This is a genomic window from Mesorhizobium sp. 2RAF45 (assembly GCF_052115225.1).
Lineage (GTDB): Bacteria > Pseudomonadota > Alphaproteobacteria > Rhizobiales > Rhizobiaceae > Mesorhizobium > Mesorhizobium jarvisii.
The window spans coordinates 575,483-600,520 of record NZ_JBFRGG010000001.1 but is presented as its reverse complement, the minus strand read 5'-3'; the positions used below and the strand labels follow the sequence as shown (position 1 = coordinate 600,520).

Genomic DNA, 25,038 nt, shown 5'->3' with positions numbered 1-25,038 from the left:
GGTAAGGGTTTGTCGATTTGTCGGGAAATGATTCCGGCAGGGCTAGACATGACCGATGGTGGCGGCTATATGCCCGCCAACGCCGGTTTTTGCCGGCCGAGTGGGTGCGTAGCTCAGTTGGTAGAGCAGCTGACTCTTAATCAGCGGGTCCACAGTTCAATCCTGTGCGCACCCACCAAATTCCTAGAAGACTTGGTGGAAAGACCCTGAAAGCGAGACGTGTTTGGCGCGTCTCGAGCCATGCACGTGACCGCGACGATGCCGCCACTTTCCCAGCCATGCGCCAGCAGAAACACGCCAGGGAATGGCCCGATGGCGGCCTGGGCATCGGCCATGGAGAAAGTTCCGAATTGAATGGGCCAGATCCCGCGTGGCGCTGCCCGGATCGCAGACCTGTAGCCATCCTCCGAGCCGCGATCGGAAACGCGGCGGCCTGGTTCCGTTCCAGATGCGATGGCTTCGTGGCGTGCCGCATGCCGGGATCGAGCGACGGCGTTCTTGCAGGTTTCGCGAGGGGACAGCAAGACGTCGGTATACCCCGTGCCTTGCCGGGCTGGTCACCGTCCACGGTACCGTGACGTGGCACAGGCGATCCTGGTTCAGGCGTTGAACAGCTTGTTTTCTTTAGTTGTTGCGGAAATATCACGTCTGATGCGAGCTGGCTGTAGTATTATCGGTGTCAGGGTAGATGCTTCGTTCGAGGGATCAAAGGCATGCGGGCTTCCATTTTTATCGGTTCTGTATTCTTCGCGGCTCTGACGGCTGGCACGGCACTTGCCGCTGACCCGACGGTCGAGTTGCCGGTCGCATCGAGCTACAACTGGACGGGCGGCTACATTGGCGCGCAGATCGGCGGCGGCTGGAGCAAGGTCGATCAGCCTTGGGGTTTTACCGAGGCTAGTCCGAACATCTTTACCCAGGACAATGCGGATGGAAGCGGTGTCGTCGGCGGCTTGCATGCCGGCTACAACTGGCAATCCGGCTCCCTCGTGTTCGGTGGCGAGGCGGACATCAACGCAACCGGCATAGATGGCGACGACGGCGGAAGCGGAGGCGACATTAATGGCTTCAAGGCGAGATGGGTTGCTTCCGTCCGCGCCAGGGCTGGTATCGCATTTGATCGAGTGCTGATCTACGGTACGGGCGGTTACGCCTACCTCAACGGAAAAGCAGACACTCGAGACGTCGGTCGACAGGAAAGTCACTCGGCTTCATTCAACGGATGGACGGTAGGTGCAGGCGCTGAATACGCTCTCACCGACAACATCACGGTGCGTGGCGAATACCGCTACGCAGATTTCGGCTCAAAGACCGTCGTCTTCAACAACTATGTCGAAGACATTAGCCCGGCCCTGCACACTGTCACGATAGGTGTGTCGTATAAGTTTTGACGGTCTTCGGCGCGGAAGTCCGCCCCGCGTCGAGCAGGTGCAGCAAAGTCCTTGACCTGCGCGGTTCACCGTTTCACGCAAACGGGAACCACTCCAGCTCTTGTTTCGACGCAATTCCCAAGAGGGAAGCGCTACGCGCTTTCCCACGAAAACCGTTACACGCTTCGCGGATTTGCCCTACTTTTCCGACACCCCGGCCTCGGCAAAGCTTGCCATCCTCGCATGGCACTCGAGCGCCGAGCGGACGATGTTGACGGCGAGGCAAGCGCCGGAGCCTTCGCCGAGGCGCATGCCGAGATCGAGCAGGGGGGGCAGGCCAAGCGCTTCGAGCAGGCGGCGATGGCCCGATTCGGCCGAAACATGGGCCGCGATGGTGTGGGAGAGGCCGGTCGGATGTAGTCTGGCCAGCGGGGCGGCGGCAGCCGTGCAGACGAAGCCGTCGAGCAGCACGGGTATGCCGAGATGACGGGCGGCCAGCGTGGCGCCGAAGATGGCGGCGAGTTCGCGGCCGCCGAGTGCCGCGGCAACGCCCAGCGGATCGGCGAGGGCTGCGGCGTGGCGCTTCAGGCCGGCTTCGATGGCGACCACCTTGCGCTTCAGGCCGGCATCGTCGACGCCGGTGCCGCGCCCGGTCCATTTTTCCGCGCCACCGCCGAACAGCGCCGCCGAAATGGCGGCTGCCGGCGTGGTGTTGCCGATGCCCATTTCGCCGAAGCAGACCAGATCGAGGTCCTTAGTCACCGCATCATAGCCAGCTGAGACAGCGGCAAGGAAGGCTTTCTCATCCATTGCCGGCACTTGCGTGAAGTCGCCGGTGGGATGGTCGAGGTCGAGCGGGATGACATCGAGCTCGGCGCCGGCGATGCGGGCGAGCTGGTTGATGGCGGCACCGCCGCCGGCGAAGTTCGCCACCATCTGCACGGTGACTTCTGAGGGATAGGCCGACACGCCTTGCGCGGTGACGCCGTGATTGCCGGCGAAGACGAAGACTTTCACCCGGTCGAGCCTGGGAATGTCGCGGCCCTGCCAGCGCGCCAGCCAGGCGGCGATGGTTTCCAGCCGGCCGAGGCTGCCTTGCGGCTTGGTCAGCGTGTCCTGGCGGCTGGCAACGGCCTTTGCCGCGGCATCGCTGCCGGCGGGCAGGTCGAGGCAGGCGGCGCGCAATTCATCGAGGGATTTGAAGGGCATGGGGGCAAGGTCTCCGAAAGGGAATCAGGTCAAGAGGAAAGCGCTACGGAAGCGACGAGAAGCACCGCGATTTCGCTGACCTGCTGCAGGGCACCGATCGTGTCGCCGGTCTGGCCACCGATCTGGTTGAGGCAAAGGGCATGGAAGGCGGCAAAGAGCAGGCCAAGCAGGATGAGCGCGGCAATGGCGCCACCGGCTCCGAGCAGGAGCAGCGGGATCGCGCCGAGCACGGCCCCGGCGATGGCAGTTTCAAGCGAGACGGTACCGGCGCCGGCCGAGAGGCCGTCAGACCGCGCCGGCGGCAAGAGGTGCATGAAGACGCCCAGCACGCCGCGCGAGGCCGCATGCGCGGCAACAAGGGCAAAGAGAGCCTGGGTGGGATCCACCAGTTCCGAAAGCACGTTCCAGCGGATCAGCAGCGACAGCGCCAGCGCCATGGCACCATAGGCGCCGATGCGGCTGTCGCGCATGATGTCGAGTTTGCGGCCGCGCGACTTGCCGCCACCAAAGCCGTCCGCGACGTCGGACAGTCCATCCTCGTGCAGGCAGCCGGTGGTGATCACGGTTGCAACGAGGGCAAGTGCCGCCGCCGGCCCCATGGCAAGGCCGAACCGTTCCGCCGTGGCAAAGACGATGGCGCCGATCAGCCCGACAAGGAGGCCGGCGACCGGTGCGGCCCAGATCGCGGCGGCAAGGCCGCGGCCGCGAAAGTCGAGGTCGGGCAAAGGCAGGCGGGTGAAGAAGACCAGGCAGAGCGCGACGTCGTCGAGGATTTGCCGGGGCGAAAGGGTCAAATTCGGGAGCTTCATGCACTGGCCCTCGCTATCGCATGGAAGAAGGTACCGCTGACATGACCACGCCGGTAGCCGGAAGCGCCGATCGGATTGCCCTGGCCGTCGGCAAGGTCGGCCAGAGGCTCGTCATTGCCGGTGGCCGTCATCTGCGCATAGTGGAATTCATGGCCGCGGATCAGCGCGCCTTGCGCGCCCAGCGGGCAATCGGCGCGCAACCGCGCCTCGCGATAGCCGAGATTCATCTTTCTCTTGGCGAAGCTGGTGGCATGGCCGAGCAGGCCAAGCATTCCGTGCGTCTCGCCGGAGGCATCCTCCAGCGCTTCCCCAAGCACCATGAAGCCGCCGCACTCGCCATGGATGGGCCTGGTCGCGCCGAAACGCGCCATTCCGGCATGGAAATTCGCAGCAGCGGCAAGCTTGCCGGCGTGAAGCTCGGGGTAGCCGCCGGGCAACCAGCAGACGTCGCAACTGTCGTCGGGCGCCTCGTCGGCGAGCGGCGAGAACGGAACGATCTCCGCGCCGGCCTTGCGCCAATAGGCGGCAACGTGCGGGTAAAGGAAAGTAAAGGCGCCATCCTCGGCGAGCGCGATGCGTTGACCGGGCGGCTGCAGCGCGTCGGCGAAGCCGCCAGCCGCCGGAGCGAGGGGCGTCGCCAGCCTCATCACGGCATCGAGGTCGAGCGACTTCTCCGCCATGTCGGCCAGCCGGTCGAGATGCGCCATCAGATCATCATACTCGCCAGCCTGGACGAGGCCGAGATGCCGTTCGGGCAGGTTCAGCGTGGGATCGCGCAAGATGGCGCCGACGACAGGCAGGCCGATCGCCTCGATGGCGTCGCCTGACAGCTTGCGATGGCGTTCGCTGCCCAGCCGGTTGAGCACGACGCCGGCCATGCGCACATCCGGATCGTAGGTGGCGAAGCCCTTGGCGACAGCGGCCGCCGTGGTCGACTGGCCCGACACGTCGAGCACCAGCAGCACCGGCAGGCCGTAGAGCCGGGCAAGGTCGGCGGCAGAACCGGTTCGCCCAGGCGCGGCCGGAATGCCGTCGAACAGGCCCATGGCGCTTTCGAGGATGACGAAATCGGTGTCGTCGGCCTGTTGCGCGGCCAGCGCATTGAGCAGCGACGGCGGCATGGCCCAGCTGTCGAGATTGACGCCGGACAGGCCGGTGGCGGCGGTGTGGAAACCGGGGTCGATATAGTCGGGGCCGGATTTGGCGCCGCGCACCTTCAGGCCGCGCCGGGTGAGCGCGCGCAAGATGCCGATGGTGACGCTGGTCTTGCCCGAGCCGGAGCGCGGCGCGCCGATGATGATGGCGCGGGCGGTCATGCCTGCCCCGTCAGTGCCGCGCGCATGGCGACGATGCCGCCGACGACGATCAGCGCCGGCGAGGTCAGCCCTGCTGCGGCCGCTTCCTCGGCGATTGTGGCGAGCGTAGCGACGACGGTCCGCTCCTGCGGCGTGGTGGCGGCGACGATCACCGCCGCCGGCGTCGATGGAGCCAGCCCGCCGTCGAGCAGAGCTGCCGCGATCAAAGGCAAATTGGCCATGCCCATATAGACCACGACTGGCTGGCCGGTGCGGGCGATCGCCGCCCAGTCGATGTCGTCTTCGGTGCCGGCGGCGTGGCCGGTCGCCAGGATCACCGCCTTGTTGATGCCGCGCATGGTGGCCGGGATGCCGGTGGCGGCGAGCGCGCTCAGGCCGGATGTCAGGCCCGGCAGCACGCGGAATGGAATGGTTTCGCGTGCGAGCGCCAAGGCTTCTTCGCCGCCACGACCGAAAATATAGGGATCGCCGCCCTTGAGCCTGATAACGCGGCGGCCTTCGCGCGCCAGCCGGACCAGCAGAGCGGTGATGTCATCCTGCTTCATCGACGGCTGGCCGCCGCGCTTGCCGGCAAAGAACAGCTCGGCGTTTGCGGCAACGGCGACGACATCCGGCGAGACCAGCGCGTCGTAGACCAGCGCGTCCGCCTCGGCCAAAGCCGCCAGCACTTCCAGCGTCAGGCAGCCGGGGTCGCCGGGACCGGCGCCGGCCAGCCAGACATGGCCCGGCTCCAGTGGGCGCGGCTTGAAGTTCAGCCGGGCGAGCGCCTGTTCGAGCGTGGCGTTGCCGCCGTTGTTTTTGCTGCTGCCGCTCACAATCCGTCCCGTCCGCGAAAACGCCGCTGATAGTGGGCGTCGTACAATGAACTTTCGCCGAAACCTTCCGCCGCCAGTGAGCGGCCGACGAAGATGATCGCGGTGCGCTCCATCGGATCGGCGGCCAGCTGCGCCTCGATCGTTTCCAGCGTACCGGTCAGCACCCGCTCGTCCGGCCAGGAGGCGCGGAAGACGATCGCCACCGGACAATCGCCGCCATAATGCGGCGTCAATTCGGCGACGACGCGGTCGATGGCGTGGATGGCAAGATGAATGGCGAGCGTGGCGCCGGTGCGGCCGAAGCCTGCCAGCGTTTCGCCGGGCGGCATTTTTGAAGCGCGGCCGGAGACGCGGGTCAGCACCAGGCTTTGCGCGACTTCGGGAATGGTCAGCTCGCGGCGAAGTGCTGCGGCGGCTGCAGCGAAGGAGGGGACGCCTGGCGTCAGCGTGTAGGGTATGCCGTGCTTTTCCAGCCGGCGGATCTGTTCGGCAACCGCGCTCCACACCGACAGGTCGCCGGAATGCAGGCGGGCGACGTCGTGGCCTGCCTTGTGGGCCTCGACATAGGCCGCCTCGATCTCGTCGAGCGACATCGGCGCGGTGTCGATCAGCTTTGTTCCCGGCGCGCAATGCTGCAGCAATTCTGGCGCGACGATCGAGCCGGCATGCAGGCAGACCGGGCAGCTTGCCAGCAGCCTGGCGCCGCGCAGCGTGATGAGGTCGGCGGCACCCGGACCGGCGCCGATGAAATGAACGGTCATGGCGCGTCTCCGCTGATGGCGATGGCGCAGGTGACCGGGCCAAGCATGATGCGATGGCCAAGCAGTTTTGCGCCGGCGCCGGCCACGGCAAGGGCGGATGCCTCGGAAACCGAGGGCGTGCCGGCGACTTCTTGCGACAGGTCGGAGTGGCTCAGCGTTTCCTCCGAGACGCCCCGAAGAGCCGCGTCATCGACGATGATGACCGGAAGGTTCAACGCGCGGCCGGCGGCGGCAATAGCTGCTTCATCCTTCTTAAGTGCGGCGGTGGCCAGTGCGGAAAGCGCCGTCATGGCCAGCCCATGCGCTTCCAGAGCGGTTTCAATCGCGGCAAGCACGTCTTCAACGCCAACGCCTTTTCGGCTGCCGATGCCCGCTACCATCATGGCTTCACCCAACTCCATTGGGTGACCGGCATGGCCGGCCGCCAGGCCTGCATCGAGCCGACCGGCGAGGCACGCGATATGTTTATCCGGATGAGGTCACCACCAAGCTTTGTGTGCTGCGCGAGAAGCAGGGCTTCCATCTCCAGCGTGACTGCATTGGCGACGAGCCGGCCGCCGGAACGCAGCGCCTTGATGGCAGCGTTCAACACGCCGGTATCGCTGCCGCCGCCGCCGATGAAGATCGCGTCCGGCGTGTCCAGCCTGGCCAGCGCCTTGGGTGCGCTGCCTTCCACCACGACAAGGCCGGGAACGCCACAGGCGGCGGCGTTGCGGTGGATGCGGGCGGCGCGGCCCGGATCGGCTTCGATGGCGATCGTGCGCATCAAGGGGTGGGCGAGCATCCATTCGATGCCGATGGAGCCCGAGCCGGCGCCGATGTCCCACAGCAATTCGCCGCGCCTCGGCGCCAGTGACGACAGGGTGACGGCGCGGATTTCGCGTTTGGTGATCTGGCCGTCATGGTCGAACAGATGATCGGCAAGACCAACCGTGAGTGGCAGGATGCGGGCTTGCGGATCCGAATCAATTTCTATGGCCAGCACATTGAGCGGATTGATGTTTTCGAGGTCGAAGGCATCGGCACGAGTTGAGCGCTGGTTCTCCCTTGGACCGCCCAGAGCTTCCAGAACCGTCAAGCGCGAGGCGCCGAAATCGAGCTCGGTGAGCAAGCGGGCAATCGCAGCTGGCATTTCGGCATCCGACGTCAGCGCCAGGATGCGTGCTTCGGGCTGCAGCAGTGGCCGGATCAGGTCGAGCGGCCGGCCATGCAGCGAGACGATCTCGATATGCTGCAGCGCCCAGCCAAGGCGGGCGGCGGCCAGCGAAACGGCCGACGGCGCGGGGATGACATGCATCTCCCGGGGCTTGACCTTGCGGGCGAGGGTGGCGCCGACGCCGTGAAAAAAAGGATCACCGGAGGCGAGCACACAGACGTTCCTGCCGGCAAGCGCCAGCACATCGGCCATGCCGGCATCGAAAGGAACCGGCCAGGGCCGCGGCTCGCCCTTGGTGAAGGACGCGACCAGCGCCAGATGCCGCTTGCCGCCGAAGATGATCTCGGCCTTGGCAATCCGCTGCTTGGCCTCGTCGCCGAGACCCGCTAAACCGTCCTCGCCGATGCCGATCACCGTCAGCCATTTCGGCCTGGCGCGGCGCGAACTTTCAGCAGGCATGATGACCCACCGCATTCTGATCCTCGGCGGCACCACGGAAGCCCGGCAACTGGCCGGCAAACTGGCGGTACGCGCTTCGGTCACGCTGTCTCTGGCCGGCCGCACCGAAAGCCCGGTCGCGCAAGGCGTGCCCGTGCGAAGCGGAGGCTTTGGCGGCGCCGAGGGGCTGGCGGCCTATCTCAGGGAGGCCGGCACCGACCTGATGATCGACGCCACGCATCCTTACGCGGCGCGAATCTCCGCCAATGCCGCGCAAGCGGCGCGGTTGACCGGCGTGCCGATCCTTGCTTTGCGCCGTCCGGGCTGGGAGCCGGTCGATGGCGACCGCTGGACTGAGGTCGATACAACAAGCGACGCCGCGCAAACGGCTGGTCTGGCGCCGCGGCGCGTCTTCCTGGCGCTTGGCCGGCAAGAGGTTGCCGCTTTCGAAGCAGCCCCCCAGCATCACTACCTCATTCGCAGCGTCGATCCCGTCGAGCCGAAGCTGGCCGTGCCGGATGTGAGCTATCTGCTGGCTCGCGGACCGTTTGGCGAGGCGGAAGAACGCGCGCTGCTCGAAGAGCACCGCATCGAAGTCGTCGTGTCCAAGAACAGCGGCGGCGCCGCCACTTACGGCAAGATTGCCGCCGCGCGGGCGCTTGGCATCGACGTGGTCATGGTCCGCAGGCCTGATCTGCCGGACGTGCCTTCGGCTGAAACCGTCGATGAGCTCGCCGCAATGGTCGATCATTTTGTCGAGCCTGCTGCAGAACGAGGCGTGTAGACCAGCGCCGGTTTGTCGCCGCGCTTGATGATGCGGGTTTCCGGCGAGCCGATGATGATGCAGGTCGCCATGTCGGCCTTTTGCGCGTCGGCGTCAGCCAGCAGATAAACTTCGATGCGCTCGTCCGGACGGCCGGCGGCGCGGCCGAAAATGACAGGCGTGGTGCCGGGCAGGATCGCGGTCAGGCATTCGAAGGCGCGGCCGAGTTGCCAGGGGCGCGCCTTGCTGATCGGGTTGTAGAGCGCAATGACGAAGCCAGCGCCGGCAGCTGCCAGAAGGCGCAGTTCGATCAGCTCCCAGGGTTTCAGATTGTCGGAAAGCGAGATGGCGCAGAAATCATGGCCGAGCGGCGCACCGATGCGGGCGGCGACGGCGAGCATCGCGGTGATGCCGGGTACGACGGCGACATCGACGGCGCGCCATTCGGCCGGTCCGGCCTCGATCGCCTCGCAGACGGCGGCCGCCATGGCAAAGACGCCGGGATCGCCGCCGGAAACCACGGCGACGTCGTGGCCCTCGGCGGCCTTGATCAAGGCATCCTTGGAGCGGGCGAGTTCCTCGCGATTGTCGGAGGCGACGCGGGTCTGGTCCGGGCGCAGGTCCAGCCGGTCGAGATAAGGTTTATAGCCGTAGAAGAATTTCGCCTCGGCCACGGCACGGCTGGCTTCCGGGGTGACCTGGTCGGTATTGCCAGGCCCGAGGCCGATGACAGTGAGACGGCCGCTCATGCCTGCGCTCCCAGCGCGCCGGGCCGGCCTGACCAGCCGGCGACCAGTACAATGGCGAAGTAGGGGGCCTTGTCGTCCTGTTTGTCGGCGAGCTTCATCGAGACGCTGCCGGCCATGGTGCCGCGCTCGACATAGACGGCGCGCGTCAGCTTGCCGGTGGCCTCCAGCGCCCGCCTGATCTTGGGCAGATTGCGGCCGACCTTCATGATGACGGCGGCATCGGTGTCGGCCAGCCGGCGCGTCAGTTCGAACTCGCTCATCGTGCCGGGCAGCACGGTCAGCACATCGTCGCCCTGGACGATCGGCACACCGGTCTGCGACCAGCAGCCGGACATTGCGGTGACGCCGGGGATGACCTCGGTCGGGAAACGATGGGCGAGGCGCACATGCAGATGCATGTAGGAGCCGTAGAACAGCGGGTCGCCCTCGGACAGGACGGCAACCATCCTGCCGGCTTCGAGATGTTCGGCGACCTTTTGCGCCGACTCCTCGTAGAAACCGGTGATCTGCGAGCGGTAGTCGTCGTGATCCTTGTCGATCTCGGTTGTGACGGGATAGAGCAGCGGCAGTTCCAGCATGTCCGGCCGGAAGCGCGCCTCGACGATGGCGCGCGCGTTGCTGTTGTTGCCGCGCTTGGCGAAATAGGCGACGACATCGGCCTCGGCCAAGGCCCGCGCGGCCTTCAGCGTCAACAGTTCAGGATCGCCGGGACCGGTGCCGACGCCGACAAGGCGGCCTTTTGCAAGCGCGTTCACAGGCCGGGCCTCGCCAGCGAATTGAGCGCTGCGGCGGTCATGGCGCTGCCGCCAAGCCTGCCGCGCACGATGGCGTAGGGTACGCCATAGGAATTCTCTGCCAGCGCATCCTTCGATTCGGCCGCACCGACGAAGCCGACCGGCATGCCGATGATGGCCGCCGGCTTCGGTGCGCCGTCGCGCAATTTTTCCAGGAGGTAGAAGAGTGCGGTCGGCGCATTGCCGATGGCGACGACCGAACCGCCCATACGCTCGCCCCACAGGTCGATCGCGGCGGCGGAGCGGGTGTTGCCGATCTCCCTGGCGATGTCGTGCGTGCGCGGGTCGCGCAGCGTGCAGATCACCTCGTTGCCGGCCGGTAGCCTGGCGCGGGTGACGCCATGGGAGACCATCTCCGCGTCGCAGAAGATCGGCGCGCCGGCGGCAAGAGCCTTGCGCGCGGCGGAGACGAAGTCGGGCGAAAAGACGAAATGGCTTGATGCTTCGACCTGGCCGCAGGCATGGATCATGCGGGTCGCCACATCGGCCTCGGCGTCGGAAAAGCGCGACAGGTCGGCCTCGGCACGGATAATGGCGAAGGAGCGCTCGTAGATCGCTGTGCCGTCGTGGATGTAGTCGTAGGCGGCCATGCTCATTTCCGTTTTTTAGTTTGGGCCTGTCGGTAAGTGTCGGCGATTGCCGCCGGCCCGAGCCTTGTCAGGCAGGCGGCGGCGGTCTCGCCCTGGAATCGTGCGCTGCGGATCAGCGCAGCGACGCGACTGAAGCCGCGCGCGGCGTCATAGCCCGGCCTGTAGCCGGCAGGAAGAGCCTTTGCCGTCGCGTTCACGACAAGTCCGGCTCCATTTTCGCCGCCGACGATTGTGAGCGCCGCCGGGCCGGGATGCGCGCAGCCCTTGGCGCAGCCGGAAATGTGCAGGGTGAAGTCAAGGATGTCGGCGTTTTCCGTGGCGATCGTCTCGGCGATGTCGCGGGTGGCGATGCGGCCGGAGGCGCAGGCCGGCGTGCCGGGGCAGGCGGCGATGCGCGTGCGCGGGTCGGCGGCGGAGGTGACGAAGCCGAGGGTGGCGGCGATAGTCTGGAGGGGTTGGTTGGTGTCCGTCGGCTGGCCAAGGAAGAGCAGAGCGCGGCCTGGGGCGAGGCGGATTTCGGTGGTGCCGAGGGTGACGGCGCTTTGCGCAAGGTCGATGATTTTATCCGCCGGCATGCTGCCGTAGGGGAGGGCAATGCCGAGGGTGAAAGTGTCGCCGGCTAAGGGAAAAGGGCCGATAGGTTTGCGCGAGGCGCCCCCCTCTGTCCTGCCGGACGCCTCGCGCAAACCTGTCAAGCATAGCCAACCTGCTAGAGACACCAACTGCCGCTCCGACAAGTCCCGCGCATGCGCCTCACGGCCTTTTTCAGCGACCATCCTGAGTGCAGCCACGGCTATGTCTCTGGCGGCATCCGCATCGACCGTTGCCAGCACCTTCGCGTTTTGGCCATCGCCGGCAACTGATACGCTCCAAACGATGCCGTTGTCGGCCCGTACCGCCTTCAGCCGCACATCGGCCGTCACCGCATCCATCGTCAGTTGCCCGCCGCCATCCACCACGACAGACACCTTCGGCCCGAGCCTTGGCGTCAGCCCGGCCTCGTCAACCGCCACCCTGACCCGCTCAGCCAGTGGTCGTGGATCGGCAACCTCCTGCGGATCGATGCCCGCCAGCGGCCCCGTCTCGATCGGCACGCCGGTGCGCACCGCAATGCCCAGCGCGTCGACCTCCGCCGCCAGCAGCGCAGCGCTATCCGCCGTCAACCCGCGAATCTGCAGGCTGCCGCGCGCTGTCACTTCCATGATGCCGTTGCCATGCCGCAGGGCGGATTCGGCCAGACCGATCAACAGCTTCGGCGAAAATGCTCCAGCAACCGGGTTGAGCCGCACCAGCAGTCCATCGCCGGTCTGCATCGGCGCCGACAGGGCCGGGCAGGCGCCGCGACGTGAGAAGGCGTTCATGCCGCCACTCCCAGCGCCTCGGCCTCTGCAATCAGCGCGGCGAGATCGTCGTCGATGGAATTGCGCAAGGGATGCCAGAGGCCGCGCCGGCGCGCCGACAGGAAACGCTGGGCAATGACTTTCGCCGCCGCCGGGTTTTCCCGAAGGATAAAGGCGCGAACATCCGCGTTGCCGACATAGGCGTCGTGCACGGCCTCGATCAGCGCGCCCGATATGGCATGCGTGGTTTCGGCGAAGCCGACCAGCCGGTCGACCGTCTCGGCGAATTCAGAGGCGCCGCGTGGGCCGTGCCGCATCTGGCCTGAGATGAAGCGGGCATTGACAGCGCGGGCGCGCACCACGCGCGATACGGCCTCACTGATCGAGCGCGGCTTCGGCATTTGCGGGTCCGTCGTATCGAGCACGATGACGTCGGCATTCCGGCCAAGCGCCGCAAGCGCGGCTGAAAAGCCGCCGATGAAGGCGACGTCGGCGGAGCCTTCGAGAATGTCGCGGCCGGGGTCGTCGCCGGTGTGGACCAGAAGATCGGCCTCGGCGATGCGGGTTTCGAAGGCGCCGGGCGCGGAGACGCCTTCGCCGCCTTCGCCGCCATAGGCGTGCGAGGTGGCGTCGAGATAGGCACGGCCGATCTCTTCACGCGCGCCCCAGTCGCCGCTCGACAGGAGATTCTCGACGCCGGCGCCATAGGTGCCGGGTGAGGTGCCGAAAATGCGCGGGCTGATCTTGCCATCGGCGCGGGTCCGGGCCGCGAGCGGGTTTTCCGAATCTTCTTCATCGCGGGCGGCAACGGCGTTGGCGGCGGCGTCGATCAACGCGATCTGGGTCGGGAACATGTCGCGGAACAGGCCCGATATGCGCCAGGTGACGTCGACGCGCGGGCGGCCGAGCGTCGCCGGCGGCAGCACTTCGATGCCGGTGATGCGGCCGGTGGCGGCATCCCATTGCGGCCGGCAGCCCATCAGCGCCAGGCCTTGCGCGATCTCCTCGCCGCCGGTGCGCAATGAGGCCGAGCCCCAGAGATCGATGACCAGCGAACGCGGCCAGTCGCCATGCGATTGCAGATAGCCGCGCACGACTTCTTCCGCCGCCGCCTTGCCCAGATCATAGGCGGTCGGCGTCGGCATGGTGCGTGGATCCGACGTGAACAAATTGCGGCCGGTGGGCAGCACGTCGGAACGTCCGCGCGCCGGCGCGCCGGCCGGGCCGGCCTTGACGTGGCGGCCATCGAGCGCGGCAAGCAGCGCCGACCTTTCAGCCTCGGCACTTTGGCGGCGCATAGCGTCGGGCTCGTCGTCAGCCGCGCGGCCATAGATATGCAGGCCATCCTTGATGGCGAAATCCTTGAGGTCACAGAGCCAGGCATCGATGCGGCGCAGCGCTTCGTCGGGCGCGTCGGTCCTGGCGACACCGGCTTCGGCGGCGAGGCCAGTTTTCTGCGCGGTGTCGACGATCAGTTTTGCCAGGCGGTCGCGGCGGCGGCGGTGGAGGCCGTCGGCCTGGGCGTATTCATCGACTAGGCGCTCGAGTTTGTGCTGATCTTCGTCAAGTCCCGCACCGGCCAGCGGCGGTGGCAGATGACCGAGGGTGACGGCGGCGATGCGCCGCTTGGCTTGTGCTGCCTCGCCGGGATTGGAGACGATGAAGGGATAGATGACGGGCATGGCGCCGGTGACGATCTCGGGGAAGCAGGCCTTCGACAGCGCGACAGTCTTGCCCGGCAGCCATTCCAGCGTGCCGTGGGCGCCGACATGGATCAGGGCGTGGACGCCGAGAGATTTGCGCAGCCAGAGGCCGAAGGCGAGCAGGGCGTGGCGTGGCGGGAGTGTCGGGTCGTGATAGTCGGCGCGGCGGTCGGCCGAGCGGCCGCGATCGGGGGCGAGGGCGACGGTGATGTTGCCGAAGGTCGTGGCGCGGAAGGGGAAGTGCAGCGAGGTCGGCGCTTGAACACCCCCCTCTGTCCTGCCGGACATCTCCCCCGCAGGGGGGGAGATTACGCTGTCATCTCTGCCCTCGCCAATCTCCGACGTTGCAAGAGTGGCCTTAGCGCTGAAACTGCCAATCTCCCCCCTTGCGGGGGAGATGTCCGGCAGGACAGAGGGGAGTGCCTCGCGCAAATCTGTCTTGTCTTCCGCTTTCCCCCACGCCGCCTCAACAGCAGTCATTGCCTCGACAGGCAGGTCTCGTGAAAGGTCGAGATACTCATCCAATCCCAACCCACCATCGCCCCGCTCCAGCAAATCCAGCAATTCTCGAGGCGATTGCGGGATCCCTTCAACCCCGTAGCCCTGTTCCTTCAGGTCATGCAGCATCGCCAGCACGCTCGACGGCACGTCGAGGCCGACGGCATAGCCGGTACGGCCAGGCGCGCTGGGATAGTCCGGGATCAGGATGGCGAGCTTGCGCGTCGCGCGGGGCGTCTCCTGCAGGCGAATGAAGGCTGCCACGCGGTCAGCGACCTGCGCGACGCGATCCGGTTCCGACCGGTTGGCGAAGGCGCGGTGGCCAAGCGCGGGATCGACATCGCTTTCACCCTTGAAGGAAATCGCGCCGGCGAGGATGCGGCCGTCCAGTTCTGGCAGCACGACATGCATGGCGAGGTCGGCGGGCGCCAGGCCACGCTGGTTATTCTCCCAGATGTCGCGGCGGGTGGTGGCGACGATGACCTGGAAAACGGGCACGCCGGCGCGGTCGAACAGGGTTTCAACGCCGGGTTCGGCGCCGGAAGCGAAGGCGGTCGCGGCGATGATGGCAACGGGTCTGAGCTTGGCGATGGCGGTTTCCGCGAAGGCCAGGGATGTCGGGTCTTTGAGGCCGGAGACGAAGATGGGGACAGGCGTCATGCCGCGCTGCCGCAGCGCGTCGAAAAGGGCGTCGATGGGTGCGACGTCGGCGGCCAGCAGCATCGAGCGGTAGAAGAGAATGGGCACGACCTTTCCCTCTCCCTCAAGGGCGAGGGGGACGACGCCGCGGCCTGGCTCGTAGTAGCCGGCCTTCGGCACCGCCACCGGCTCAACAACGGCCGCGTCCTGCCCAGCCAGCCTGGCCAGCCGCTGCACCAGCGCGCCCATATTGGCCGGGCCGCCCTCGCGGAAATAGCCGAGCAGGGCGTCCAATTCCCAGCGCGGCAGGGTCGAGGCTTCGATCAGCCTGATATCCTCGTCATGGCTTTCACCGGGCAGCAGCGCCAGTTTTATGCCGCGTTCCCGAGCGGTCGAGGCCAGCTGGTCGCAGCCGTAGCGCCACCAGTCGTAGCCGCCGAGGATGCGTACCAGGATGATCTTGGCGTGGCGGGCGACGCTGTCGACCCAGAGGTCGACGGACATAGGGTGGCGCAGGTCGCGAAGCGCCGCCAGCCGCATCGAGGGCAAACGGCCGGCATCCGCCTTCCAGGCGGCCGCCAGTCCGGCGAGGTCGCTGTCGGTGAAGGACAGGCCCACGATATCCGCCGGCGTCTGCCGCAGATCGACCGGCTCGGCGAGATCGTCGAGCGAGGCGGAGGTCGTGGTGAGGATATGCATCGCGGCCCGTGTCTGAAATCAGCCGGCGAGTATACGCTCGATTGCCGGGCGGTTCAGCCCCTTGAGGCCGATGACGACCAGGCGCGAACGGCGGTCGTCCTCGGCGGTCCAGGCGCGGTCATAGTAATGATTGACGCGCGGGCCGACGGCCTGCAGCAAGAGCCGCATCGGCTTGCCGCCGACCTCGACGAAGCCTTTCACGCGCAGCACGTTTTCCTGTTCGGCGGCGGCCGCGACGCGTTGTGCCAGCTCATCCGGATTGGCGATCGAGGGAATGTCGACGATGAAGGTGTCGAAGTCGTCATGCTCGTGGTCGAAGGCGCCGTCATGATGGGATTTGCGGTTCTCGATGTCGTCCTCGACGGCGAGGCCGAGCCCGAGCAGCACGGAGGGATCGACCTTGCCATGCGAGGTCGGCACGATCTTCACGGCACGGGCGGAGTGTTCGCCGATGATGGCGTTGGCGCGGGCCGAACCGGCGGCATCCATCAGGTCGCTCTTCGACAGGATGATCAGGTCGGCGCAGGCGATCTGGTCCTCGAACAGTTCCTCGACCGGGTCGTCATGGTCGAGGCTCTCATCTTGCGCGCGCTGCGCCTGCAAGGCGTCCATGTCGTTGGCGACCCGGCCTTCGGCCAGTGCGGGACCGTCGACCACGGCGATGACGCCATCGACGGTGACGCGGCTCTTCACCGTCGGCCACTGGAATGCCTGGACCAGCGGCTTGGGCAGGGCCAGGCCCGAGGTCTCGATCAGGATGTGATCGACCTTGGGGTTGAGCGACAGGATCTGGTCGAGCGCCGGCACGAAATCGTCGGCCACGGTGCAGCAGATGCAGCCATTGGCCAGTTCGACGATGTTTTCCTCCGGGCAGGTGTCGATGCCGCAGCCCTTCAAAATCTCGCCGTCGATGCCGATGTCGCCGAACTCGTTGACGATGATGGCAATGCGCTTGCCGCCGGCGTTTTCCAGGAGATGGCGGACCAGCGTCGTCTTGCCGGCACCAAGGAAGCCGGTGACGACGGTGCAGGGGACGCGGGTGACGGAAGCGCTCATGATCAATCCTTCAGCAGGTTGAGGGGAGGAATGCGGGCAACGAGGCCGCGCTTGAGAGAATCAGGCCGACCGCGCCATGGAATGAGGCCGTCGGTCGAGGTGGCGAAGAGTTTGGCGCCGGTGACGAGGTCGGCGCCGCTGGTCGCGCTCAGGTCGCCGAAGACATAGCTCCAGCAGCCGTCGCGCAGGATCGCGGCGCTCAGCCGGCGCTTGCAATTGCCGAGGCACTCGACCGTGCGGATGCGGATGTCATCGCCTGCAGCGGCTTGGCGCGTGTCTTCGGCTAGCAGTTCGCCGGCGCGGGGATGGGCGTCGGAGCCGGTCTCGTCGCGGCAGGAGGCGCAGACGATGACGGTGACGCCGGCCAAGGCATCGCCGTCGGCGGACGAATTGTCCGCTGTGCCAGCCGAAAAACTGCTGTTCTGGTCCAAAAACCGGGCTCCTTGCCCGGAAACCCGCCGGGCGATCGGATTCTTTTGTCGCAGACGGCAGGTCTCCTGGCTCGCGGGTCATCGCCTTGGGTGCCGCCTTCCCGGGAACGTCCCAGTGGCTTTCGGCCTTGGCTCTTCGCTTACAGTTGCGGGGACAGCCGCGGATTTGAGATCGAAATCCCGCACCGCATTCCCTCTTAGCCCCTGCCGTTGCGGGCAAGGGACCGTCTGGAGCGGATTTAGGCTTTTGCAGGCAGCGGTGTCAACGCGCGGCTACGACATGGCGATGTCGGCGAGCGCCGGACCCAGATCGCCGGCGGGTGTCACTTCGATGCGTTCAAGGCCAAGCCAGCCCTGCATCTGCTGCAGTTCCTCGAAGAGTTGCGCGGCGGTTTCAGGTGGCGCGCCGGGTTCGGCGTAGGCGGCGTGGATGCGCAGGACGCTGGCCGGCCGGTCAGCCTTGAGGTCAACGCGGGCGACGATCCGGTCGCCGAGCAGGAAGGGCAGGACGTAATAGCCGTATTGGCGCTTCTCAGCCGGCGTGTAGATCTCGATGCGGTAGTGGAAATCGAACAGCCGCTCCGAGCGCGAGCGCTCGAAGACGACCGGGTCGAACGGCGCCAACAGTGCGCGGGCCTCGATTTTCCGGGGCAGGCGGGCGTCCTTATGAAGGTAGGCCGGCTTGTCCCAGCCCTCGACACGCACCGGCAGCAATTCGCCCAGCTCGACCAGTTCCTCCAGCCGGCCTTTCATGTCGGCCGGCGATAGCCGAAAGTAGTCGCGCAGGTCGCCTGATGTCGCCACGCCATGGGCGCGGGCAGAAATGCGCAGCAATTCGCGGTGCGCGTCCTCGGCTGGCGGCACGGGCAGGTCGAGGATCGCCTGCGGCAGCACGCGCTCGGGCAAATCATAGAAGCGCTCGAAGCCGCGGCGGTGCGCCGTGGTGATGCGCCCGGCCCAGAACAGCCATTCGAAGGCATGCTTGGCATGGCTCCAGCCCCACCAGCCGCCCGAACCTTTCTGACCTTCCAGCGCCGAAGCGGCGATCGGGCCGCGCGCAGCGACCTCGCGGTAGATCTCTTCTATATAGGCGGCGTGCTCGCGGCCCCATTTGGCCAGGCCCAGATACATCTCGTCGCCCTGCTCGGCTCGCTGCATGCGCCAGCGCATCAGCGGGTAGGTCTCGACCGGCAGGAAGGAAGCCTCATGCGCCCAGTATTCGAACACCGTGCGCTTGCGCGTCACGGCGGCGTTGTCGAGCAGAGCGAGCGGGTAGGGGCCAAGGCGCGAATAGAGCGGCATATAGTGAGCGCGCACCACCGCGCTGACGGAATCGATCTGCAGCAGGCCGGTGCGCGAGAGCACGCGGGCGAAGTGGCGGCGATCGGGTGTGCCATTTGGGCGGGGATCGAGAAACCCCTGTGCGGCGAGCGCGATGCGCCGGGCCATGGCAAGCGAGATTTTTTCCTTCATGCAGGTATCACTCTGGGCGCTTCTGCTGTGGGTCTGACGGGTGATTCCAGCCCATGCTAGCAGGGTTTTAGCGGCAACCCTGTCAGGAGAGAAAAGTGGAGTAAAAAACGAAGGAAATCAAACAAGAGCGGATCGGACCAGTTTGTCCGGATATGCCGTCCAGGTCGGCGTTTTGAACAAGGTTTGACTTGCTTCGCTGGAAGTGCTGCGCTAACCCTCGCCGCGTTGCAGCATAGGCCCCTTAAAACGGTTCAGCGGTTAATCTGTCACGCTTCCGCATTAAGGTCCGGTGCTGTAATCAAAGTGGATTGGCGCCAACGGAAAGCCGCTGCATGAACGCACTTCTCAGTTCGTACCTGCCCATCGTCCTGTTCATCGGCGTGGCGCTGGTCGTCGGCCTGGCGCTGCTGGCCGCACCGTTCCTTGTGGCCTACCGCAATCCCGATCCCGAAAAGCTTTCCGCCTACGAGTGCGGTTTCAACTCGTTCGACGATGCCCGCATGAAATTCGACATCCGCTTCTACCTGGTGTCGATCCTGTTCATCATCTTCGACTTGGAAGTGGCCTTCCTTTTTCCCTGGGCGGTGTCCTTCTCGAAGATCGGCATGCTGGGTTTCTGGTCGATGATGGTGTTTTTGGCAGTGCTGACCATCGGCTTTGCCTATGAATGGAAAAAAGGAGCGCTGGAATGGGATTGAACGACAGTTCAGGCACCCTCGTCGCGCCGAAGCCGAAGGGCATCATCGATCCCAACACCGGCCGGCCGGTGGGGGAGGACGATCCCTTCTTCCTCGAAATCAACAATGAGCTTGCCGACAAGGGTTTCCTGGTCACCTCGACCGAGGCGCTGATCACCTGGGCGCGCTCGGGCTCGCTGATGTTCATGACCTTCGGTCTGGCATGCTGCGCCGTCGAGATGATCCACACCTCGATGCCGCGCTACGATTCGGAGCGCTTCGGCGTCGCGCCGCGTGCGTCACCGCGCCAGTCCGACATCATGATCGTCGCCGGCACGCTGACCAACAAGATGGCGCCGGCGCTGCGCAAGGTCTACGACCAGATGCCGGAGCCGCGCTACGTCATCTCGATGGGCTCCTGCGCCAATGGCGGCGGCTACTACCACTATTCCTATTCGGTGGTACGCGGCTGCGACCGCGTCGTGCCTGTCGACATCTATGTGCCCGGCTGCCCGCCGAGCGCCGAAGCTTTGCTCTACGGCATTCTTCTCCTGCAGAAGAAAATCCGCCGCACCGGCACGATCGAACGGTAAATCCATGGCCGCATCCCTTAGCGAACTGTCGACCTATCTCGGCGAAAGGCTGATCGGTCGCGTCAATGGCGCTGACATTGCCTATGGCGAGCTCACCATTCATGTCGAGCCGCGCGACCTCATCGAAGTCGTGACTTTCCTGCGCGACGATGCGCGCTGCCAGTTCATCTCGATCATCGATGTCTGCGGCGCCGACTATCCGTGGCGGGCCAAGCGCTTCGACGTCGTCTATCACCTGCTGTCGCCGAAACAGAATGTGCGCATTCGCGTCAAGGTGCAGGCCGACGAGGAGACGATGGTGCCGTCGATCACCGGGGTTTTCCCCGGCGCCGACTGGTTCGAGCGCGAGACCTACGATCTCTATGGCGTGCTGTTCTCGGGCCATCCCGATCTGCGCCGCCTGCTGACCGACTACGGTTTCGAAGGCCATCCGCTGCGCAAGGATTTCCCGCTGACAGGCTTCGTCGAAGTGCGCTACGACGACGAAGCCAAGCGCGTCATCTACGAGCCGGTCGAGCTCAAGCAGGAATTCCGCAATTTTGATTTTCTTTCCCCTTGGGAAGGCACCGACTACGTGCTGCCCGGGGACGAAAAAGCCAAGACGAATTGAGGCGCCAGAATGGCTGAGACCTCCGTCCGCAATTTCAACATCAACTTCGGCCCGCAACATCCTGCGGCGCACGGCGTTTTGCGTCTCGTGCTGGAACTGGACGGCGAAGTCGTCGATCGCGTCGATCCGCATATCGGGCTGCTGCATCGCGGCACCGAAAAGCTGATCGAGGCAAAAACCTATCTGCAGGCTGTGCCTTATCTCGACCGGCTCGACTATTGCGCGCCGATGAATCAGGAACATGCCTTCGCACTGGCCGCCGAGCGCCTGCTCGGCATCGAAGTGCCGAGGCGCGGCCAGCTGATCCGCGTGCTCTATTGCGAGATCGGCCGCATCATGTCGCACATCCTCAATGTGACGACGCAGGCGATGGACGTCGGCGCGCTGACGCCGCCGCTGTGGGGTTTCGTCGAGCGCGAAAAGCTGATGGTGTTTTATGAGCGCGCCTCCGGCTCGCGCATGCATGCCGCCTATTTCCGGCCCGGCGGCGTCCATCAGGACCTGCCGCGCCAGCTGGTCGAGGACATCGGCAAGTGGATCGACCCGTTCCTGAAGTCGATCGACGACCTCGACAAGCTGCTGACCGGCAACCGCATCTTCAAGCAGCGCAATGTCGATATCGGCATTGTTTCGCTGGCCGATGCCTGGGCCTGGGGCTTTTCGGGCGTCATGGTGCGCGGTTCGGGCGCGGCCTGGGATCTGCGCAAGTCGCAGCCCTATGAATGCTATTCGGAAATGGATTTCGACATTCCGATCGGCAAGAACGGCGACTGCTACGACCGTTACCTCGTGCGCATGGAAGAAATGCGCCAGTCGGCCAGGATCATGCGCCAGTGCGTCGATCTTCTGCTCGGCAAGGAAAGCACCGGCCCGGTGTCGAACCTCGACGGCAAGGTCGTGCCGCCCAAGCGCGCGGCGATGAAGCGTTCGATGGAAGCGCTGATCCACCACTTCAAGCTCTACACCGAGGGCTATCGCGTGCCGGCCGGCGAGGTCTATGCGGCCGTCGAGGCGCCGAAGGGCGAATTCGGCGTCTATCTCGTCTCCGACGGCACCAACAAGCCGTATCGCTGCAAGCTGCGCGCGCCCGGTTTCGCGCATCTGCAAGCCATGGATTTCCTGTGTCGCGGCCACATGCTGGCCGACGTCACCGCCGTTCTTGGCTCCCTCGACATCGTGTTTGGTGAGGTCGATCGCTAAATGTCAGTCCGCCGTCTCGCAGAAGCCAGCGTCCAGCCAGCATCCTTCGCCTTCAACCGGGCGAACGCGGCAGCGGCGAAGCAATGGATCAAGAAGTACCCGAAGGGCCGCGAGCAGTCGGCGATCATTCCGCTGCTGATGCTGGCGCAAGAACAGGAAGGCTGGGTCACCAAGGCGGCGATCGAGACGATTTCGGACATGCTCGGCATGCCCAGGATTCGCGGGCTCGAGGTCGCGACCTTCTACACGCAGTACCAGCTCAATCCGGTCGGCACCCGCGCGCACATCCAGGTCTGCGGCACCACGCCCTGCATGCTGCGCGGCTCGGAAGCGCTGATGGATGTCTGCCGCTCGAAAATCCATCACGACCAGTTCCACACCAACGACAAGGGCACCTTGTCGTGGGAAGAAGTCGAGTGCCTCGGCGCCTGTGTCAACGCGCCGATGGTGATGATCTTCAAGGATACGTTCGAGGATCTGACGCCGGAACGCCTGGCCGAAATCATCGATCTCTACGATGCGGGCAAGGGCGCCTCGGTGGTGCCGGGACCGCAGAATGGCCGCACCGGCTCGGAGCCGGCCTCTGGTCTCACGACGCTGAAAAGCGAAAAGGCGATCCTCAAGTCGACCCGCGACCGGGAAGCCAGGGAGGCAGCGAAGGCCGCCAAGGCGGCACCCGACGCGATCATTGCGGCGCCCGTTCCGGCACCCGCTCCCGTCGCACCGTCCAACGCCAGCAAGCCGAAGACCGACGCGCCTGAAACCAGCCCGGCGTTGAAGACACCCTCAAAGACCAAGGTGGCGCCGGCGGCGGAGAAGGCGGCGAGTGTTTCGGCGCCGCCGCATTCGGCCGCCAACGCCAACAAGGCAGCGCCGGAAGTCGAGAAGGTCTCCAAGCAGCGCAATGGGCCGAAGGCCAAGGCCGAACCGGCCTCTGCCTTCAAGGCGCCGGAAGCCAAGGCGCCGGCGGCAAAGCCCGCAAAACCGTCGCTGGAGGACAAGAACCGTCCGGCCGGTATCGACAGGCCGACCGCGGTCGACGATCTCAAGCTGATCTCCGGCGTTGGCCCGAAGATCGAGGGCGTCCTGCATACGCTGGGCATCTTCACCTTCGCGCAGGTCGCTTCCTGGAAGAAGGCCGAGCGCGAGTGGGTGGACGGCTATCTCTCCTTCCACGGCCGCATCGAGCGCGACGACTGGGTCAAGCAGGCCAAGGCGCTCGCCAAGGGCGGCGTCGCCGAATACATCCGCGTCTTCGGCAAGAAGCCGGTCTGAGGGACGAAAAATGCTTCAGGATAAAGACCGCATCTTCACCAACATCTACGGCCTCTTCGACAAGTCGCTGGCCGGCGCCATGGCGCGTGGCGCCTGGGACAACACGCCCGGCATCGTCGCCAAGGGCCGCGAATGGATCGTCAATGAGATGAAGGCGTCCGGCCTGCGCGGCCGTGGCGGCGCCGGCTTCCCGACCGGCCTCAAATGGTCGTTCATGCCCAAGCAGAGCGACGGCCGGCCGAGCTACCTCGTCATCAACGCCGATGAATCCGAGCCCGGCACTTGCAAGGACCGCGACATCCTGCGCAACGATCCGCACACGCTGGTCGAAGGGGCGCTGCTCGCCGGCTTCGCCATGGGCGCGATTGCAGCCTACATCTATGTGCGCGGCGAGTTCATCCGGGAGCGCGAGGCGCTGCAGCGCGCCATCGACGAGGCCTATGAGGCCAAACTGATCGGCAAGGGCAACACGTCAGGCTATGATTTCGACGTCTACATGCATCACGGCGCCGGCGCCTATATCTGCGGCGAAGAGACCGCATTGCTGGAAAGCCTGGAAGGCAAGAAGGGCCAGCCCAGGCTGAAGCCGCCATTCCCGGCCAATGTCGGCCTCTATGGCTGCCCGACCACGGTGAACAATGTCGAATCGATCGCGGTGGCGCCGACCATCCTGCGCCGTGGTGCAGCCTGGTTCTCGTCCTTCGGCCGGCCCAACAATGTCGGCACCAAGCTGTTCTGTGTCTCCGGCCACGTCAACAATCCGTGCACCGTCGAAGAGGCGATGTCGATCCCGTTCCGCGAGTTGATCGAGACGCATTGCGGTGGCATCCGCGGCGGCTGGGACAATCTGCTCGCGGTCATCCCGGGCGGCGCCTCGGTGCCGCTGGTTCCGGCCGAGCAGATCATCGACACGCCGATGGATTTCGATGCGCTGCGCGACCTCAAATCCGGCCTCGGTACGGCGGCCGTCATCGTCATGGACAAGTCGACCGATGTCGTGAAGGCGATCGCGCGGCTGTCCTACTTCTACAAGCATGAGAGCTGCGGCCAGTGCACGCCGTGCCGCGAAGGCACCGGCTGGATGTGGCGGGTGATGGAGCGGCTGGTGCGCGGCGAGGCGCAGAAGCGCGAGATCGACATGCTGCTCGACGTCACCAAGCAGGTCGAGGGCCACACGATCTGCGCGCTGGGCGATGCGGCGGCATGGCCGATCCAGGGCCTGATGCGGCATTTCCGCGGCGAGGTGGAGCGGCGCATCGACGAGTTTTCGCGCAACGCGCATCGGGCCGAACCGGTGATGGTGGCGGCGGAATAGAAGATTTTTGAATGCTGGAATAACGGGGCGGGGCGAACGAAGAAACGACCAGGAGAACTCTATGGCGCCGTATTCGACACCCTACCCATTGATGCCTAATTTGGACCAGATCGAGAAGATGAACCAGGACCTGACCAGGATGATGCCGAAGGAGATGGCCAGCGCCGTCAACCTTTTCGTGCACCCTGTCGCTGGTGCGGCGGCAATGTCGGCGCTTGGCATCGGGCTTGCCAATCATGCGTTCGGCGTCTGGCTGGGGGCACTCACAGGAGCCGCCGAGGCATCACAGCGCCTGATGCAGCCGCTGATCGAGGATTTCGAGGCGCGCGTCGAGCAATTCGAGGACGCGAGCTCGTCGTCCATCAAGGCGCGGGCGACGGCCAAAACCATGATTGCCGAGGCGCAGTCCTTCGCGCAGGAAGTCACCGACATCGCCGCCAAGGAAGCCGCCACCACGGTGCCTGCGGTAAATGTCGCTCCTGCAACGAGCGAGGCCGCCGACGTTCTGCTGCCCGAGGATTTCAGGCAGCCCAAGGCTATGGACAAGCCGGCGAAACCGTCCGACCTCAAGGCGATATCGGGTATCGGTCCGAAGCTGGAAAAGGTGCTGAACGGGCTCGGCATCTGGACCTATGCCCAGATCGCCGCCTGGTCGCCGCAGGAGATCGCCTGGGTCGACGACTATCTGTCGTTCAACGGCCGTATCGGCCGCGACGACTGGACTGCCCAGGCGGCTGTGCTGGCCGCGAAGAAATGAAT

At 65.6% G+C, this 25,038-nt stretch carries 24 protein-coding genes, 1 tRNA gene and 1 riboswitch; of the genes, 10 read left to right on the top strand and 15 right to left on the bottom strand.

All coding sequences use genetic code 11. The features are described 5' to 3' along the window. Positions 1-102: 102 nt before the first annotated feature. Positions 103-178, top strand: a tRNA-Lys gene (locus AB4Z43_RS02980). 535 nt (positions 179-713) lie between these two features. Next, positions 714-1,391, top strand: a complete 678-nt coding sequence (locus AB4Z43_RS02975; RefSeq protein ID WP_064983924.1) for an outer membrane protein — start codon at positions 714-716, stop codon at positions 1,389-1,391. 177 nt (positions 1,392-1,568) lie between these two features. Here AB4Z43_RS02975 and cobT read toward each other — a convergent pair whose 3' ends face one another. The 7 genes from cobT to AB4Z43_RS02940 are packed head-to-tail and all read right to left on the bottom strand — an operon-like array spanning position 1,569 to position 7,895. Next, a complete protein-coding gene (cobT, locus tag AB4Z43_RS02970; protein WP_064983926.1) occupies positions 1,569-2,579 on the bottom strand; it encodes a nicotinate-nucleotide--dimethylbenzimidazole phosphoribosyltransferase in 1,011 nt (336 codons plus the stop codon). A 29-nt stretch (positions 2,580-2,608) separates the two neighbouring features. Then, positions 2,609-3,388: an adenosylcobinamide-GDP ribazoletransferase gene (cobS, locus tag AB4Z43_RS02965; protein ID WP_064983930.1), complete on the bottom strand. Its 780-nt coding sequence runs from the start codon at positions 3,386-3,388 to the stop codon at positions 2,609-2,611. Continuing rightward, the gene (locus tag AB4Z43_RS02960) at positions 3,385-4,704 is read right to left on the bottom strand and encodes a cobyrinate a,c-diamide synthase (protein WP_019858960.1); all 1,320 of its coding nucleotides are present in this window, start codon (positions 4,702-4,704) and stop codon (positions 3,385-3,387) included. The genes cobS and AB4Z43_RS02960 overlap by 4 nt, the downstream gene beginning before the upstream one ends. Further along, positions 4,701-5,519 carry a uroporphyrinogen-III C-methyltransferase gene (gene cobA, locus AB4Z43_RS02955; protein ID WP_064983931.1) on the bottom strand — a complete coding sequence of 273 codons (819 nt, stop codon included), beginning with the start codon at positions 5,517-5,519 and terminating at the stop codon, positions 4,701-4,703. Before cobA ends, AB4Z43_RS02960 begins: the two co-directional genes overlap by 4 nt. Continuing rightward, positions 5,516-6,280: a precorrin-4 C(11)-methyltransferase gene (gene cobM / locus AB4Z43_RS02950; RefSeq protein WP_038647521.1), complete on the bottom strand. Its 765-nt coding sequence runs from the start codon at positions 6,278-6,280 to the stop codon at positions 5,516-5,518. Before cobM ends, cobA begins: the two co-directional genes overlap by 4 nt. Continuing rightward, entirely contained in the window at positions 6,277-6,663 is a 387-nt protein-coding gene (locus AB4Z43_RS02945; protein ID WP_019858957.1) for a cobalamin biosynthesis protein, read from the bottom strand. Before AB4Z43_RS02945 ends, cobM begins: the two co-directional genes overlap by 4 nt. Further along, on the bottom strand, positions 6,660-7,895 hold the full coding sequence (locus tag AB4Z43_RS02940) for a bifunctional cobalt-precorrin-7 (C(5))-methyltransferase/cobalt-precorrin-6B (C(15))-methyltransferase (RefSeq protein WP_064984306.1): 1,236 nt from the start codon (positions 7,893-7,895) through the stop codon (positions 6,660-6,662). The genes AB4Z43_RS02945 and AB4Z43_RS02940 overlap by 4 nt, the downstream gene beginning before the upstream one ends. Before the next feature lies 1 nt (position 7,896). Here AB4Z43_RS02940 and AB4Z43_RS02935 point away from each other — a divergent pair, with 1 nt between their 5' ends. Further along, positions 7,897-8,658 carry a cobalt-precorrin-6A reductase gene (locus tag AB4Z43_RS02935; protein WP_064984307.1) on the top strand — a complete coding sequence of 254 codons (762 nt, stop codon included), beginning with the start codon at positions 7,897-7,899 and terminating at the stop codon, positions 8,656-8,658. On the opposite strand, the gene AB4Z43_RS02930 is transcribed toward AB4Z43_RS02935, so the two are convergent. The 8 genes from AB4Z43_RS02930 to AB4Z43_RS02895 all read right to left on the bottom strand — a co-directional run bounded on the left by AB4Z43_RS02930 (position 8,622) and on the right by AB4Z43_RS02895 (position 18,609). Next, a complete protein-coding gene (locus AB4Z43_RS02930; protein ID WP_064983932.1) occupies positions 8,622-9,386 on the bottom strand; it encodes a precorrin-3B C(17)-methyltransferase in 765 nt (254 codons plus the stop codon). The genes AB4Z43_RS02935 and AB4Z43_RS02930 overlap by 37 nt on opposite strands. After that, complete coding sequence (locus AB4Z43_RS02925) at positions 9,383-10,141, bottom strand: precorrin-2 C(20)-methyltransferase (protein ID WP_064983934.1); 759 nt, start codon at positions 10,139-10,141, stop codon at positions 9,383-9,385. Before AB4Z43_RS02925 ends, AB4Z43_RS02930 begins: the two co-directional genes overlap by 4 nt. Continuing rightward, the gene (locus AB4Z43_RS02920; RefSeq protein WP_064983935.1) at positions 10,138-10,770 is read right to left on the bottom strand and encodes a precorrin-8X methylmutase; all 633 of its coding nucleotides are present in this window, start codon (positions 10,768-10,770) and stop codon (positions 10,138-10,140) included. Before AB4Z43_RS02920 ends, AB4Z43_RS02925 begins: the two co-directional genes overlap by 4 nt. A 2-nt stretch (positions 10,771-10,772) precedes the next feature. Beyond that, on the bottom strand, positions 10,773-12,131 hold the full coding sequence (gene cobG / locus AB4Z43_RS02915) for a precorrin-3B synthase (RefSeq protein WP_064983937.1): 1,359 nt from the start codon (positions 12,129-12,131) through the stop codon (positions 10,773-10,775). After that, a complete protein-coding gene (cobN, locus tag AB4Z43_RS02910) occupies positions 12,128-15,649 on the bottom strand; it encodes a cobaltochelatase subunit CobN (RefSeq protein WP_441935823.1) in 3,522 nt (1,173 codons plus the stop codon). The genes cobG and cobN overlap by 4 nt, the downstream gene beginning before the upstream one ends. An 18-nt stretch (positions 15,650-15,667) precedes the next feature. Then, a complete protein-coding gene (gene cobW / locus AB4Z43_RS02905; protein WP_027046994.1) occupies positions 15,668-16,705 on the bottom strand; it encodes a cobalamin biosynthesis protein CobW in 1,038 nt (345 codons plus the stop codon). 2 nt (positions 16,706-16,707) lie between these two features. Next, complete coding sequence (locus AB4Z43_RS02900; protein WP_441935821.1) at positions 16,708-17,136, bottom strand: DUF1636 family protein; 429 nt, start codon at positions 17,134-17,136, stop codon at positions 16,708-16,710. 39 nt (positions 17,137-17,175) lie between these two features. Next, a riboswitch (cobalamin riboswitch) is annotated at positions 17,176-17,380 on the bottom strand. 29 nt (positions 17,381-17,409) lie between these two features. Continuing rightward, entirely contained in the window at positions 17,410-18,609 is a 1,200-nt protein-coding gene (locus tag AB4Z43_RS02895; RefSeq protein ID WP_441935819.1) for a winged helix-turn-helix domain-containing protein, read from the bottom strand. 332 nt (positions 18,610-18,941) lie between these two features. Here AB4Z43_RS02895 and AB4Z43_RS02890 point away from each other — a divergent pair, with 332 nt between their 5' ends. The 7 genes from AB4Z43_RS02890 to AB4Z43_RS02860 all read left to right on the top strand — a co-directional run bounded on the left by AB4Z43_RS02890 (position 18,942) and on the right by AB4Z43_RS02860 (position 25,036). Then, a complete protein-coding gene (locus tag AB4Z43_RS02890) occupies positions 18,942-19,307 on the top strand; it encodes an NADH-quinone oxidoreductase subunit A (RefSeq protein ID WP_010910112.1) in 366 nt (121 codons plus the stop codon). After that, positions 19,298-19,879, top strand: a complete 582-nt coding sequence (locus tag AB4Z43_RS02885) for a NuoB/complex I 20 kDa subunit family protein (protein ID WP_015317338.1) — start codon at positions 19,298-19,300, stop codon at positions 19,877-19,879. The genes AB4Z43_RS02890 and AB4Z43_RS02885 overlap by 10 nt, the downstream gene beginning before the upstream one ends. Positions 19,880-19,883: 4 nt before the next feature. Further along, positions 19,884-20,489: an NADH-quinone oxidoreductase subunit C gene (locus tag AB4Z43_RS02880; protein WP_441935817.1), complete on the top strand. Its 606-nt coding sequence runs from the start codon at positions 19,884-19,886 to the stop codon at positions 20,487-20,489. Between the two features lie 9 nt (positions 20,490-20,498). Beyond that, positions 20,499-21,689 carry an NADH-quinone oxidoreductase subunit D gene (locus AB4Z43_RS02875; protein ID WP_019858941.1) on the top strand — a complete coding sequence of 397 codons (1,191 nt, stop codon included), beginning with the start codon at positions 20,499-20,501 and terminating at the stop codon, positions 21,687-21,689. Then, complete coding sequence (locus AB4Z43_RS02870) at positions 21,690-22,964, top strand: NADH-quinone oxidoreductase subunit E (RefSeq protein WP_069092415.1); 1,275 nt, start codon at positions 21,690-21,692, stop codon at positions 22,962-22,964. Positions 22,965-22,974: 10 nt separating this feature from the next. Further along, a complete protein-coding gene (gene nuoF, locus AB4Z43_RS02865) occupies positions 22,975-24,279 on the top strand; it encodes an NADH-quinone oxidoreductase subunit NuoF (protein ID WP_010910107.1) in 1,305 nt (434 codons plus the stop codon). Positions 24,280-24,340: 61 nt separating this feature from the next. Further along, positions 24,341-25,036 (top strand): NADH-ubiquinone dehydrogenase, encoded by a 696-nt coding sequence (locus tag AB4Z43_RS02860; RefSeq protein WP_027046993.1) that lies wholly within the window; start codon positions 24,341-24,343, stop codon positions 25,034-25,036. Positions 25,037-25,038 lie beyond the last annotated feature (2 nt).